Genomic DNA, 15654 nt, shown 5'->3' on the forward strand with positions numbered 1-15654 from the left:
CTGTAAAACCTTTCAATGCATCTGCCGGAGATTGGTGGTTGGCACTCATAAACCAAGCTGGTTCATAAGCGCCAATGCCTAAAATGGCATAATCAAAACTACCGAAAACGGCCGCCAATTGTTTGTAATGCGTATCGTACCCGCTATCTCCGCCAAATAAAATACGCTTGTTTGCCGCTTCCATTACAAACCCTCCCCAAAGCTGTTGGTTGGCATCAAACAAACCGCGTGCTGACCAATGCCTGGAAGGAATAAAAGTAACTTTTATGGGACTGTTGCCGGTTTCGTATTGCTGGTACCAGCCGGCCTCTTCTATTTTATTTGATTGGGTGAATTTATGCACAACCGCCTTCATGCCTAATCCCGTTAAATATTTAACATTTAGGTTTTGCTTTGATAATAGTTTCAAACTTTTTTCGTCCAGATGATCCCGATGGTCGTGCGACAATAAAACATAATCCAGGTTTGTTAAAAGATGGGGGCCAACAGGAAATTCGGAACGACGTTTAACCGAAAGGATATCACCAAATACTGGGTCGGTTATTATTCGGACGCCATTGATACGGATATAAAAAGTACTGTGCCCGAGCCATACAATTAGGTCATCACTTTCTTTCAGCCAGGAACCATCATTGTAAATAGTTGGGTTCCAAACTTCTGCCTTTTTTTCTTTTCTGAAAGGGCTGCTTTCTAATTTCCAACGAAAAACATCGGCAAAATTTGGAACAAAAGGATGGCTCAAGTTCAAAAATTTGCCTTTTTCATCAACAGGTGTCCCCTGCCATCCTTCCGGGGCTTTTGGGGTTTTTAATTGCGGGTTGTTTTGGTAGGCTTTTACAGCGTTGTTTGTCATTATTTTTATTATGGTACAGATAAACGTTGCCGGATTTGGAATGTAGTTTAAAGTTGATACTTAATGCTACGTTTTTTCGCTATCGAAAGTTTGTTTCAAGCCAATTGAACTGAAGTTTCATCTTGTTTTATTTTAAGCAGGCCAATTGTTGATGTCCATAAAATATCTTGATATTCTTTATTGTACGAATCAGTTGAAGATTTGATTTCTTTAGCGCCTTCAAAATATTTTCCTTTATAGTTTTTATATTGGTCAGCATAAGCAAGGTTTGCCAAGCGTTTACCCGAAACTGGAGCCGTATTTACATTATGTACAAAAAACCTAAGCACGGGCAAAATTTTGTTTGATATAAAGCGTAAAAATGGCGGATAATTTCTTGCAAGTCCCGTGCCTGGCACAAACCCCGGGTCAAAAGCATTTACCCTGATATTGGTTTCGGATAACTTTCTTTGCAATTCGTAGGTTGTTAAAATGTTGCACAATTTTGAAGTGGTATATCTGCGTTGCCCTACGGCCATCCGTTTCTCATTTGTTTCAGTTGGATGCGCCAATTCACTTGCACTTTTAAATATGGGCGGTTCCATTCCTGTCTTTTGTTTTGGATCATGGGTGCCACTGGCCGTAAACGTTATACTTGCATTGCTGTCCATCAATGGCAAAAGTAACAAAGTAAGATAAGTAGTAGCCAAATGGTTTACACCAAAAGTAACTTCAAAACCTTCTTTTGTAAATTGTGTTTCTGCAACATTTTGGATGCCTGCATTGTTTATCAGTGCAATTATTTTGTTGTTGGGCTGCTTTGAAAATTGTGTTGCAAACTCCCGTACAGATTGTAAAGATTCTAAATCCAACAACATGCAAATTAAATTTTTATGCCCTGTTTTTTGTTTGATGTTTTGGGTAACTTTATTGCCCGATACAAGGTTTCGACAAGCAATTACGATTTGATCGTTAGGTGCAATTTTGGCCATTTGCATGGCACATTCAAAGCCAATACCACTTGTCGCGCCTGTAATAATGATGGATTCCATTTTTTAGTTTTTTAAATTGTGATACAAAATTCATTACTTAAAAAATGAAACCGTTTGCCATTTGGCAAAAAGCAATTTAGCTGCTGATGTTTTTTCTGATCCGGCTCAAGGATGATGGGGTAATGCCCAAATAAGAAGCTAAGTACGATAACGGGATGCGGTTTGCAAGTTTAGGGAACTTTGTAAAGAAGTTAAGGTAACGTTCAGTTGCATCTTCCGCCATCATTGTACTGATTTTGTTAACTTTTTCTGCAAACCCTTTTGCCGTAATTTTGCTGATGATAACATCCCATCCAATGATCGTCATAGATAGTTCTTGCATCGCTTCCTTTGAAAAAATAATCATCCTGCAATCGGTAATGGTATGTATATATTCTGAAGAAGGAATGTTTTGGTTGTAACTGTTGATGTCTACCACAAAATTGTTTTCATCTATAAAATACTTGGTAATCTCCTCCCCTTGTTTGTTGTAATAACAAACCCTAAAAATGCCTTCTGTTAAAAATGCAATCTCCCTTGGTGTTTTTCCGGCTTCGGCATAATATTCATCTTTTTTTAATTCCCTTAAAACGCCTTTACTTTTTACCAAATCAATTTGCTGTTGGTTTAAGTGGCCAAATTGCAATAGGTAATTGATGAGCGCTTCCATTGGTGCAAGTTAGCAAATGCAAATGGTTATACATTTGCCATTTGGCAAAAAGAGCATGAACAATTTAAACAATTTTTGAAAGCTTGCTGAAAGATAATATTGAAAACAGTAATGCTTCTTTTATGCCATAAAAATCATTGAAACTTATGTTTGATTGTATGCGTGTATATAAAAACACAAGAACAAATTTTACAGGGTAAAAGAAGCATTATTTTTAAAATTTGTATTTTAATCTTTTATGTCTCTGGCTTTGACTTTTATTATTTTGCCGTTCTCAGAAAAAACAAAAACACCATCAGTTTGGCGTTTTGATTTTAACAACTTTTTAAAAGTTAAGTCTAAACCTTTTTCAATTTTCTTTAGTAATTCTTCGTTCTTTAAATCGCTATTTTCCATTTGCTAAATCTAATATTTTCATCCAAGTATCTTTGTTTTTAACCTTGATATTAACATCATTGTTGCCAGTTGCAATAGTATAATTAGGTTCAACCGAATTATCAATAATAATCCAATAATCACACAAACTTGTAAATACTTGGATCAAATTGGAAATGCCTTTATAATATCTTCGAACTATTACATCTTCCGGGATATGATGCCCGCCTTCTGCAACCCTGGTTTTTACCCTTTCAATAGCTAAATTTACATGATTCAGCCAAAAGAACAACAATGTAATAGTGTAACCTTTGCGTTTTGCATGTTCAATCGTTTGCTGATAGGAAAGCGTGGTCAAAGTGGTTTCAATGGCAAAATCCACGCCTTGCGCCAACATTTCATTGATCCGTTCCAGCATGATCCTTCCTGCTAAAATAGAAACCGTTTCGGGCTGAAAAGGAGAAAGTCCTTTTGCAATTTCATCGGCATTTACAAATTCTTTACAATTGAGGATTTCGGGCAAAATTGTATAAGATGCAGTTGTTTTACCAGCTCCGTTGCAACCGGAAATAATATACAAATGTGGCAATTGCAGTAAGGTTAATTATCAAAAATACAAATAATTGCTGTTGGCAAAAGTTTTAACAATTTAAATTTCACCTTCTTTTAAAACGTCAACAAAAACGCCGTCCCTTCCCCTTCTACCGATTGTGCCTGGATTTGCGCTTTGTGCAGCAGCATAATTTGCTTACACAAACTTAGGCCAATGCCGCTGCCGTTTTTTTTGGTGCTGAAAAACGGAACGAAAATCTGCTCCAATAAATCTTCGGCCATGCCGGTGCCGTTATCGGTTATTTTGATCACGGTTTTTTTATCGTTCAAAACATAACCGGAAAGCACGATCTGTGGCTTTTCGCGTTCTTTTACGGCTTCAATGGCATTCACCAACAGGTTGATCAGCACTTGCTCGATCAGCATCGGATCCACTTCTACCGTTAATCCCGGGTCTTTTAAAACGATGTCCAACTCAATGTTTTTCTGTGCTAAAGTTGGCTCCATCAGCGTGTTTAAACTTTCAAAAAGATCACGCACATAAACCTTTTTTACACTTAAAGTGATGATTTTATTGAGGTTACGGTAAGTTTCCGCAAATTTGAGCAAGCCTTCACTCCTGCGTTGGATGGTATCAATGCCCAGTTCTAAATCTTCCAGCAAAGCCGGTTCTGATTTTGGGGCGGTAAAAGAAGCATTGGCTTCCTGCAAGCGGTTTTTCAACGTATTGGCGAGGGAAGAAATCGGCGCGATGGAATTCATAATTTCGTGCGTCATCACACTTAACAACTTTTGCCAGGCGCGCGATTCGGTTTCATCCAATGCCTCGTTCACGTTTTGCAAAGCCAGCAGTTTGTAGCGTTTGCCTTCGGTTTGAAACCCGGTGGCCGATAACAAAACTTTGATAGACGATTGCGGCCCTTGCAAAGTAACAATCGAACTGTTGCTGTTTTTAAGGCTGATAATTTCTTGGTACAAATGCCCGTCGCGCTTTTGCAGCGAGCGGATATTTTTTAAGTACGGTAAAAGAAGCATGGATTTTAGCGTTTCGTTCATCCAAACCACGTCGCCGGTTTCAGCTTCGTACGATAAAATGCCCGTCCCAACCAGTTCCAGTATTTTTTGCAGGTACTGGTATTGCGTTTCCTTCTCGCGCGAAATGGTTTTAAAAGTGGTGTTGATCGAATTAAAACCAACGCGCAACTCTTCCAAACCAACTGTTGAACCTTTGGTATTGTAATGCCGGGAAAAATCGCGGTAGCGGATGGCTTCGGAAAACTGGTCTAACTCGACATAAATTTTTTGGTGAAAATTATACAGTTCAATTAGTTGTACCAAAATCACGACCAGCATCCCATAAAAAAGCCCCAACCAATGATGAAAAAAAAGAAAACCTGCCAAGCAAAAAGTTGCTGGTAAAAACAGTATGCGGAAGAGGATGGGCCAGCGGGTTTTCATGGGTGGGAGAGCTTTTAGCTTTCAGCAGTCAGCTTTCAGCAAGGTCGTAAATTTGATATTTAGCTGAAAGCTGATTGCTGACAACTGATGGCCGAAAGCTGATTGCTGACAACTGATAGCTTCCTCTAAATCTCATACTTACTCAACCTCCTATAAAGTGCTGTCCGGGTTAAACCCAATTCTTTGGCGGCTTTGGTGATGTTGCCGTTGTGGAGTTCAATCACGCGTAGAATCGTATTTTTTTCGATGGAACTGAGACGAAGTTCGTCCGGCTGCTCCGTTTCGTGCACAGATTCGATGGGTGAAAAGATCAGTTCATCGGCACGCAAAACCGGCCCGTCGGACATGATGACGGCGCGTTCCATAATGTATTGCAATTCGCGCACGTTGCCCGGAAAATAGTATTGCTGCAGCTTGAGCAAAGCTTTCGGCTCCAGTTCCAAAACCGGTTTGAGGTATTTTGCGCTGTACAATTTGCTGAAATAGTTGGCCAGCACTTCAATATCTTTTCCGCGTTTGCGCAATGGTGGAACGGTAATTTCCACGGTGTTGATCCGATACATGAGATCCCGGCGGAAACGGCTTTCATTAGCCAGCTCATTTAAAGGAACGTTGGTTGCACAAATCAAGCGGATATTTACATCAACGGGTTGGTTACTGCCCAACTTGGTTACTTGTCGGTTTTGCAGAACCGTCAGCAGTTTGGATTGTTGGTGCAAAGCGATATTGCCAATCTCATCCAAAAACAAAGTACCGTTGTGTGCGGCTTCAAAACGGCCGATCCGGTCTTCGCGCGCATCGGTAAAAGCACCTTTTTTATGGCCGAAAAGTTCGCTTTCAAACAAGTTTTCGGACAACGCGCCCACATCCACTTTTACGTAAGCTTTTGCCGAACGAAGCGATTGCTGGTGGATAGCTTTGGCGATCAAATCTTTCCCGGTCCCGTTTTCGCCCAAAATCAAAATGTTGGCATCGGTTGGCGCGATTTTTTCAATCTTGTAAAAGATTTCGTGCATAATTTCGGATTCGCCCAGCAGCTCTTTGCCGATAATGGAATTGCGTTCGAGGTTAAAAGTAGTCGGAGATTTTGTTTTGGAACGTTTTTCTAAAGCCTCTGTAATCACATTCAGCAGCACTTCGTTGTGCCAGGGTTTCACCATAAAATCTGCCGCGCCTTCTTTTAGGGAACGTACGGCCAAATCAATATCGCCGTAAGCCGTAATCATGATCACGGCCGCATCCGATTTGAATTCGCGGACCTTTTTCAACCAAAACAAACCTTCGTTTCCGGTATTGATCGAGCTGTTAAAATTCATATCGAGCAAGATCAGATCGAATGTATTTTTGGCCAAAATCGAACGGATATTTTCCGGGTTTTTCTCTGTGATGACTTCTTTTACCACCGGTTTTAACAGGAGGCGAACGGCAGTCAGCACATCGGTATCGTCATCAATAATCAGGATGCAGGCATGTTTCAGGCTCATAGAATAATTTGGTAAAGCAATTATAGTGAACGGCTTTCAGTTTTCAGCTATCGGCTTTCAGCTTCTTGTATAGTTTATTATTTGGGTTTGAGGTCGAGGCTTTGCATGTCGCTGAAAGCCGAAAGCTGATTGCTGACCGCTTCCCCCTCACTCACTCCTCAAACTCTTCACCGGATTGGCCAATGCTGCTTTTATCGCCTGAAAACTAACGGTAAGCAAGGTAATGCCAATAGCCCCGAAACCGGCAATTGCAAAAACCCAGATGGAAATTGACGCATGATACGCGTATTGCTGCAGCCAGTAATGTAGAAATAACCAGGCAATTGGCGTGGCAATCAGCAGGGATAAAAAAACCAGTTGTACAAAATCTTTAGAAAGCATTTGCCACAAATTGAAAACCGAAGCACCAAGCACTTTGCGTACGCCAATTTCTTTCCGGCGCTGTTCGGCTACAAACGAGGCCATACCGAACAAACCTAAACAACTGATAAAAATGGCCAGCGCCGCAAAACCGCCGGCTAATTTGCCAATGCGTTCTTCATCGCCAAACTTGCGATTGTAATCCTCATCAACAAACTTATAATCAAACGGCTGCTCCGGATTGTACGTTTTATACACTTTTTCAATCTGCTGCAAAGCCTCACTTGCACTTCTTTTCGGGTTGATCCTGGCGATCAGCACACTTCCAGGTTCAGTTAATAAATTAAATATAGACGGCCTTACGGGTGCATAAGGCGATTCCATTACCACATCTTTTACCACACCAATAATCTGGATTGGATGGCCGTCCCAGGTGATGGTTTCTCCAACCGGATGTTTCATTTGCATTAATTTGGCAGCAGCTTCGTTGATAATTACTGCGGAAGAATCACTTGCAAAATCTTTAGAAAAATCACGACCGGCAAGAAACTGTAAACCAATAGTTTTGCCGTAATCGAAAGAAACATCTGTTTTTGGAAATTCGGTTGGCAGCGAAGGATCTTTTCCTTTCCAGTCAAAACCCGTATTGGTTGAGTTTATATTGGTAACCGCACCTTCAGATTCGGTCATATCTACAATGGCGCCTTCATTTTTCAATACTGTTTTTACCGCCTCAAAATGGTTGTGCATTTCTGCGGAAGGCATCCCGATCATCACCAAACCGTTGCGGTTATAGCCTACCGGCCGGTTTTTGGCAAATTGGATTTGCCGGAAAACAGCTATCGTGCCAATAATTAAAACGATAGAAACCGTAAATTGTACAACCACCAGAACCTGGCGCGGTGTAGCTGCCGAACGGCCTAAACGAAACGTTCCTTTTAACACTTTGATCGGCTCGAAAGATGAAAGATACAAAGCCGGATACAACCCGGCAATTATGCCGGTAAGCAAACAAAAGGTTAAACTCGAAAGCCAGAAATAAGGGTTTGTCCACAAAATATGGGTTTCTTTTCCGGCAACCTGGTTAAAAACGGGAAGTGAAAATTGCACCAAAATCAGACTCACAAAAAAAGCCAGAAACACAAAAAGTAAAGATTCTGCAAAAAACTGATTGGTTAATTGCTGGCGCGATGAACCTATTGTTTTACGGATGCCAACTTCTTTTGCCCGTTTTTCGCTTCGAGCGGTGCTTAGGTTCATAAAATTAATGCAGGCTAAAAACAGTACGAACGCGCCAATCAACCCAAAAAGCCACACGTATTGAATGCGGCCGCCAGTGTTTACGCCATTTTTAAATTCGTTATACAGGTGCCATTTGCGCATCGGTTGCAAAAACAATTGCGGGTTTTGTTTGGCCAAATTTTGGTTAACATGTTTAAGCCGCACATCTTTAATTTGGGTTGATACTTTTTCCAGGTCGGCATTCGCTGCCAATTCTATATAGGTAAAAAAAGCATTTGGCCGCCACGGGTCTTCCGCTGTTCTGATCCAATCCGTATTACTGTAATACAACTTCCAGGGCGCTATAAATTGCACATCAGCAAAAGCAGAATTGAGCGGTAAAGCTTGGTAAACACCCGCAACTTTAACCGGCGTTTTGTTATCCATTTTGATGATCTGGCCGATTGGATTTGTTTTTCCGAATAATGATGCTGCAACCAGGTTGGAAAGTAAAACAGAATTCTGGTCCTGCAATCCGTTTTCAGAACCGCTCAACATTTTTAAATTAAGCATTTTGGTAACGCCCGGTTCAAAATAAGTTCCGGTTGGCGATAGCTTTTTAGAACCGGTATTGAGCAAATGTGGCCAGGTTGCAGTTGCCAATACAACCTGTTTAAAACTGCTGCCATATTCGGAACGAAGGGCATCGGCCAGCGGATAGGGCGTTAACGGCCAGGTTTCAATACCAGAATTGCTTTGTTTATTTTGCATCACCAGCGCAATCCTATCCGAGTTTTGGAAAGATTTATTGAAGGATAACTCATCATAAACCCAAAGTGTTAGCAGTAACGCAACCGCCATCCCAACGGCCAAACCAACAATGTTAATGGCCGAATAACCTTTGTTTTTGATGAGGTTCCGCCAGGCAATTTTAAAATAGTTTTTGATCATTTTCTTGAGCTTTTAGCTGTCGGCAATCGGCTTTCAGCGGTTTGTATATTTTCTAATGCTTCTTTTATCGGTGTTTTTTTGGTGTTAGGCATGAGGCATGAGGTTTTAAACTTGCAATCCGCTAATAGCCAAAAGCTGATTGCTGACCGCTTCCTCCTTACTCACTCCGCAAACTTTTTACCGGATTGGCCAATGCTGCTTTTACCGACTTAAACCCAACGGTTATCCCTGCAATTATAAAAGTTGAAAGAATGGCGATCAGGAAAATCCACGGGCCAATACTAATACGGTACACAAACTCCTGCAGCCAATGGTGCATTACCAGCCACGAAAGTGGTGCCGCAATTACAAACGCAACCAGCAGCAGCCGGGAAAACTCTTTGCCAAACAGCCATAATATGTTTTGCATACTTGCGCCAAGCACTTTGCGTACGCCAATTTCTTTGGTTTTTTGTGCGGCCATAAAAGAAACCAAACCATACAAACCTAAACAACCAATCAGGATGGCGATACCGGCAAAACCTTGTACCAAGCGCAAAATAGTATTATCCAATTCGTAAAATTTGGCAATCTTTTCATCCACAAAAACAGCAGAATAAACATACTCCGGATAGGTTTCTTTCCAAACCTTTTCTAAAGCAGTTAAAGTTGGTTTGATGTTGTTAAGGTTAATGCGAACGGCCGCATAATTGTATTGAATAGGATTTGAAGCAATTGCAATTGGCCTGATTTCATTTCTAAAAGATTCGGATTTAAAATCTTTTAGCACACCTACAACTTGTGCTTTTTTGTCGTTGATGTTAACTGTTTTCCCAATGATTTCTTGCGGTGACTTTAGATGTAATTTATTAACCAATGTTTCATTTACCAAGTATTCTCGGATAGTATCAGAAGGAAAAATATTCCTACCGGCAATTAACTTCAAATCGAAAGTTGAAATATATTGATTGTCAGCATCTTTTACATCAACTGTAAATGCTTCTTTTACCGGCCTGTTTTCATATTGGATATCTCTGCCATTATTATTACCGGAAGCAGGTGGTTCAAAACAAAAACTTACATTTTGAGTCCCGGCAACAGATAAAAGTCTTGTTTTTAAAACCTTCATTTTTGATACAGAAGAATTTGGCAGGTTCAGCAATACAATTCCGTCTTTTCTAAAACCCAAATCAGCTTTGGCGGCATATCTTATTTGTGCCGAAATCACAATTGTTCCAATAATTAGTATTTGTGAAATGGCAAACTGCACAATCACCAAAACCCTTCTCAATGGAAAACCACCAGCATCATGTTGGGTGAGTTTTCCTTTTAATGCTGTAACTGGTTTGAAGTTGGACAAAATTAAGCCCGGATAAGAGCCAGACAGAAAGACGATCAATACCGAAAGCAGTAAAAGAAAAAACATTAAAGGAAGATCATGGAAGATGTTGACGGAAAGCTCCGTTTTAAAAAGTTGATTGATATAAGGAATAGCCAGTTCTGCCAAACACCAAGAAATAAATAATGCAAAAACAGTAATCAATGCCGTTTCTGCTATAAATTGCCAGAAAAGTTGTCCGCGTAAACTTCCTAAAACTTTGCGTACACCAACTTCTTTGGCACGTTTTAACGCTTGCGCCGTTGCTAAATTGATAAAGTTAACGCAAGCCGTAGTAATTAAAAACAACCCGATTAATGCCAAAGCCCACAAATATTTTTTATCGGTTTCACCATCATAATTGGTATTAAAATGGATATCGGTAAGCGGTTGCAGGTTGAAAAAGAATTCGTTCACTTCATCTTTTCCTAAATACTTTTTGCGGAATGCCGGGAAAACTTTTGCTACATCAGCAGGCAAAACATTTGGTTTCAATCTTACAAAAAACTGCATTCCACTGTTTACGCCTGCCCAACTGCTATCGCTGGCCAGCCACCTGCTTCGTTGTTTTAAACTAGAATAAGAAAGATAAATTTCCTGTTTCCGATCTGTGTTAACTGGAATATTTTGGAGTATCCCAGTTATTTTAAAATCGATTTTATTGCTTACCCGAATAATTTTTCCAATTGGGTTTTCTTTGGAAAAATATTTATCGGCCAGGTTTTGGGTGATGACTGCTGTATTCAATTCCGTCAGCATGCTTCTTTTATCACCTGTTTTTAAGGGGAAATTGAAAATATCAAAAAACTCAGGTTCGGCAAAAGCAACGCCGTTTTCCTCTTCAAATTTTTTGTTGTCTTTGCTTGCTGGAATAGAAATCAGGCTGTTTCCATAAGTTACTACGCGGGCTGTTTTTTCTGCAAAAGCATAATCATTGCGAAAAGCTTTGCCCAGCGGCGACGGAACGCCTTGCGAATAATTGATGCCGTCTTCGTGAAACTCGGTAACGATGCGGTAAATCCGGTTTTTATCACGATGAAAATCATCAAAGCTTAAATGATATTTTACCAGCGTAAAAATCAGGATGCCGCAAGCCATACCTAAAGACAATCCCAAAACATTAATTAAAGTGTAGGATTGGTTACGTTTTAAGTTCCGCCAGGCGATTTTAAAATAGTTTTTGATCATGATTTTAAGCTTTTAGCTGTCAGCAATCAGCCTTCAGCTTTTTGTATAGTTTATTTATTGGGTTGGAGGCATGGGGTTTGAGGTTTTAAACTTGCAATCCGATGATAGCCAAAAGCTGATTGCTGACAGCTTCTTCCTCATTCACTCCTCAAACTTTTTACTGGGTTAGCCAATGCTGCTTTTATCGCCTGAAAACTGACGGTGAGTAAAGTGATAACGATAGCACCGACAGCTGTAAACAGGAAAACCCAAATCGAAATTTCGGTTCGATATTCGTAATGCTGAAGCCATTGGTGCATAAAATAATAGGAAGCAGGAATGGCGATCAAGAACGATATCGAAACCAGCACCAGGAAATCTTTGGACAACAAAGCCCAAAGATTTACTACGGATGCGCCCAATACTTTCCGGATACCGATTTCTTTTACTCGTTGTTCTGCTATAAAAGAAGCTAAACCGAAAATACCCAGACAACTAATCAGAACAGCAAAAACAGCGAAGAAAGTAGCTAAACTGCCAACCCGTTGCTCAGCAGCAAACTTGTAGGCAAAATCAGCATCTACAAATCGAAAATCAAATGGTGCAGCAGGATCTAACTTTTCAAATATGGCCTTTATTTTTGCTAAAGATTCCCTTGTGCTCATTCTTGGATTTAGTCTTATGGTAATGGTAGCACCTTCATAATTCAAAAAAAACACAGTTGGTTGTGCCTGCTCATAAGGTGATTCCATTACTACATCCTTAATTACGCCTATTACATGATAAGGAACATCGTTAAATTTCACCGTTTCGCCTATCGGATTTTTTAATCCCATGTGTTTTACTGCCGCTTCATTTACAATCATCCCTGTTGTATCTGTACCATATTGTCTTGAAAAATCACGACCGGCAGCAAAGAGCCAACCTACTGTTTTTCCAAAATCGTGTGTAACCCCTGAAACGCTAATATCTTTATCAACATTTGGATCTTTTCCTTTCCATTTAAAACCAGTTAAATGAGAACCAATATTAGTTGCAGAATTGGAAGCTTCTGCCATGTTAATAGATGCGCCTGAATTTAGCAGTTCGCTTCGCAGTAAATCGTACTTGCCGTGTAAATTTGGTGTTGACATATCTATAGTAATCAAACCATTTTTATCATAACCAAGAGGCCGGTTTTTAGCATATTGAATTTGTTGAAATACGACGATCGTTCCAATAATCAGTATTACTGAAATACTAAACTGAAAAACGACCAATACCTGACGAGGTACAGCAGCAAAACGTCCGACTTTAAAGGTTCCTTTTAATACTTTAATAGTATTAAATGATGAAAGATACAGAGCAGGATAACTGCCAGAAATTAATCCGGTAAATAAAGTAAAACTTAAAATCATCAACCAGAAAATCGGGTTTGACCAAGGAATAATCAAGCTTTTTTCAGCCAACATATTAAATTTTGGCAAGGATAGTTTTACCAATAACAAAGCAAGCAGTAAAGCAATAAAAGTGATTAATATAGATTCACTTAAAAACTGAATAATAAGCTGTTTGCGTTGCGAGCCAATTGCTTTTCTTACGCCTACTTCTTTGGCACGAATTTGTGATCGTGCAGTACTTAAATTCATAAAATTGATGCAAGCAAGCAGTAGAACAAATAAGCCGATTAAAGCAAACATCCAAACATATTGAATAGCACCTCCTGTATTTATACCATGTCTAAATTCATTGTACAAGTGCCAGTTACGCATAGGTTGTAAAACGATTTTTGCGTCATCATTTCGGCCAGGCTTTCCAATAAAAATATTTTTAACTTTTGCGTTTACTTCATCTAATCCTGAATGTTCATTCAGTTCGCCATAGAGAAGAAACGAGTTATCATTCCAATCTGCATACGCTTCTTTTATCCATTTTTTTTCTGCAACTAAAGCTGACCAAGGCATTAAAAAATCTACTCCCTTAAAATCTGTATTTCGCCCAAAATCTTTAAAAATGCCACTTACTTTATAACTCTTTTTATCGTCTGTTAAGAGTACTTTATTTAAAGGATCGGCATTACCAAATATGATTTTAGCAAGAGATTCGCTGATCATTATGGTAGATTGATCTTGTATTCCCCGAAGCTCTCCACTTACCATTTTTAAAGACAGAATTTCAGGCATTTCCGGTTCTGCGTAAATTCCTATTTTACTTATCTTTTTATCTCCAAATGAAAGTATGTGTAGTTCATCAGACTTGCTTAAAGCTAGATGCTTAAAATCGGAAGCATACTTGTTTCTAAGCTCTAAAACTAAAGGAATAGAAACTGTTGGGTAAGTTGAAATATCTTTTCCATCGCTTGAATTTTGAATGAATTTTACTATGTGATCATAGTTGTCGAAACTTTTATTGAACGACAACTCATCATAAATCCAAAAACCGATTAACATGATAACTGCCATTCCAACAGTTAAACCAACAATATTTATTGCTGAATATACTTTGTTTTTAATCAGGTTCCGCCAGGCAATTTTAAAATAGTTTTTGATCATAAGTTTTGGGTATGAGGCAACAGGTTTGAGCTAATAGCAAAATGTTTGTTCCGAATTGAATAACCACAACTGATACCAATTCTCTAAACTCCTGTAAATCAGGAACATTTTTATTATCTACCTAAAAAATTGTTCGCCTTCGTACAGCAAGTGTCCGTTTACGGACAGCTTTGTGGTGGTTTACTTTTCCTCAAACCCATTTCGCCCATTTACAAATTAAGCCTGCACCACTGTATCAAAACCGAACACTACTTGTAATGCAAACGCACAGCCCGATGCTTCTTTTATCACATAAAATTTTGTAAACCAAGCATTTAATGTAGATGGCACAACTTTTCCTATTGCTTTAACCAAATAGTACACACTAAAAAATACCTGATAAAAGAAGCATCGTGGACAGAGTTATCGCAAAAAAGAAATGGACAACCAAACGCCTTTTAACCATTGGCGGAATTACAGCCCTGGTTTTGCTGATCGGCAGCAGTTATTATTTTACTTCCGGCAAATCCAAATTGAACGTGGATACCGAAAGGATCACGATCAGCGAAGTTAAAAATGGCCCATTCCAGGAGTTTATCCCAGTTAACGGTGTGGTGATGCCAATCACCACGATTTATTTAGACGCGAATGAAGGCGGCCGGGTAGATCAAAAATTTGTGGAAGACGGAACCATCATGAAAAAAGGCGACCCGATTATGAAACTGGCCAACACAGATTTAGAACTGAGTTTGGTGAACCAGGAAACTTCCGTTTTTAACTTGCTCACGCAAATGCAGATTTCCCGAAATGCGGCGCAACAAAATACCATCAGCAAGTTGAACCAAATGGCGGACGTGGACAATGCGTTTAAAGAATCGGAAAGGTTGTATTTGCTGAACAAGCATTTGTACGAACAGAAAGCGATTGGTTTGCAGGAGTTTAAGCAATCGCAAATTGCTTACGATTACCAGGTGAAGCGCAAAAAACTGACGCAGCAGATTTTGAAGCAGGATTCGGTTTCTACCAAACAGGAACTGAACCAGGCCAAGCAATCTTTCGACCGTACGCAAAATGCCTTAGCCGTAATGCGGCAAAAAGTAGGCGATTTGATTGTCCGCGCGCCGGTTGATGGCCAATTAACTTCTTTGGATGCGGAAATCGGACAAAACAAACACCAGGGCGAGCGTTTGGGCCAAATTGATGTTTTGAGCGGGTTTAAAGTTCGGGTGGATGTGGACGAACATTATATTTCCCGCATATTTACTGGGCTGACCGGCGACTTTGATTTCTCTGACAAAACCTATAAACTGAAAATTAAGAAAGTTTTTACGCAGGTAACGAACGGACGTTTTCAGGTAGATATGGAGTTTGTGGGCAAAGTACCGGAAGGTATCCGGCGTGGACAAACCTTGCAAATCCGCTTGGCTTTAGGCGACGAAACCAAAGCTTTGCTTTTAGCCAAAGGCGGTTTTTACCAGCAAACCGGCGGCAACTGGATTTTTAAAGTGAGCGACGACGGCAAAACGGCTTATAAAGTTGATGTGCAGTTGGGCCGCCAAAACCCGGATTATTACGAAATTTTGCAAGGCTTAAAACCCGGCGACAAAGTGGTTACAAGCAGTTATGAAAATTATGGGAATATGCAGGAATTGGTGTTGAAAAGCCAGTAGGTATCAGGTTTGAGGT

The 15654-nt window shown here is 39.9% G+C and carries 11 protein-coding genes; 1 reads left to right on the forward strand and 10 read right to left on the reverse strand.

All coding sequences use genetic code 11. The features are described 5' to 3' along the window. The 10 genes from Q0192_RS05270 to Q0192_RS05315 form a co-directional block, all read right to left on the reverse strand. The coding region (locus Q0192_RS05270) for an MBL fold metallo-hydrolase (protein WP_299287163.1) at nt 1-853 on the reverse strand (853 nt) is incomplete at its 3' end. Nucleotides 854-948: 95 nt separating this feature from the next. Beyond that, nucleotides 949-1884 carry an SDR family NAD(P)-dependent oxidoreductase gene (locus Q0192_RS05275; RefSeq protein WP_299287166.1) on the reverse strand — a complete coding sequence of 312 codons (936 nt, stop codon included), beginning with the start codon at nt 1882-1884 and terminating at the stop codon, nt 949-951. Between the two features lie 76 nt (nt 1885-1960). Beyond that, a complete protein-coding gene (locus Q0192_RS05280; protein WP_299287169.1) occupies nt 1961-2533 on the reverse strand; it encodes a Crp/Fnr family transcriptional regulator in 573 nt (190 codons plus the stop codon). A 228-nt stretch (nt 2534-2761) separates the two neighbouring features. Then, nucleotides 2762-2929 (reverse strand): hypothetical protein, encoded by a 168-nt coding sequence (locus Q0192_RS05285; protein ID WP_299287172.1) that lies wholly within the window; start codon nt 2927-2929, stop codon nt 2762-2764. Beyond that, nucleotides 2919-3497: a zeta toxin family protein gene (locus Q0192_RS05290; protein WP_299287175.1), complete on the reverse strand. Its 579-nt coding sequence runs from the start codon at nt 3495-3497 to the stop codon at nt 2919-2921. The genes Q0192_RS05285 and Q0192_RS05290 overlap by 11 nt, the downstream gene beginning before the upstream one ends. Nucleotides 3498-3574: 77 nt before the next feature. Further along, nucleotides 3575-4918: a HAMP domain-containing sensor histidine kinase gene (locus tag Q0192_RS05295; RefSeq protein WP_299287178.1), complete on the reverse strand. Its 1344-nt coding sequence runs from the start codon at nt 4916-4918 to the stop codon at nt 3575-3577. A gap of 125 nt (nt 4919-5043) precedes the next feature. Beyond that, the gene (locus Q0192_RS05300; RefSeq protein ID WP_299287181.1) at nt 5044-6402 is read right to left on the reverse strand and encodes a sigma-54 dependent transcriptional regulator; all 1359 of its coding nucleotides are present in this window, start codon (nt 6400-6402) and stop codon (nt 5044-5046) included. 147 nt (nt 6403-6549) lie between these two features. Continuing rightward, nucleotides 6550-8934 (reverse strand): ABC transporter permease, encoded by a 2385-nt coding sequence (locus tag Q0192_RS05305; protein WP_299287184.1) that lies wholly within the window; start codon nt 8932-8934, stop codon nt 6550-6552. 157 nt (nt 8935-9091) lie between these two features. Then, nucleotides 9092-11479, reverse strand: a complete 2388-nt coding sequence (locus Q0192_RS05310) for an ABC transporter permease (RefSeq protein ID WP_299287187.1) — start codon at nt 11477-11479, stop codon at nt 9092-9094. Between the two features lie 137 nt (nt 11480-11616). Further along, nucleotides 11617-13989: an ABC transporter permease gene (locus Q0192_RS05315; RefSeq protein WP_299287190.1), complete on the reverse strand. Its 2373-nt coding sequence runs from the start codon at nt 13987-13989 to the stop codon at nt 11617-11619. 392 nt (nt 13990-14381) lie between these two features. On the opposite strand from Q0192_RS05315, the gene Q0192_RS05320 reads away from it, so the two are divergent. After that, complete coding sequence (locus Q0192_RS05320) at nt 14382-15638, forward strand: HlyD family efflux transporter periplasmic adaptor subunit (RefSeq protein WP_299287193.1); 1257 nt, start codon at nt 14382-14384, stop codon at nt 15636-15638. Nucleotides 15639-15654: the final 16 nt, after the last annotated feature.

It is taken from the genome of uncultured Mucilaginibacter sp. (assembly GCF_937859865.1).
In the GTDB taxonomy this organism is placed as follows: Bacteria; Bacteroidota; Bacteroidia; order Sphingobacteriales; family Sphingobacteriaceae; genus Mucilaginibacter_A.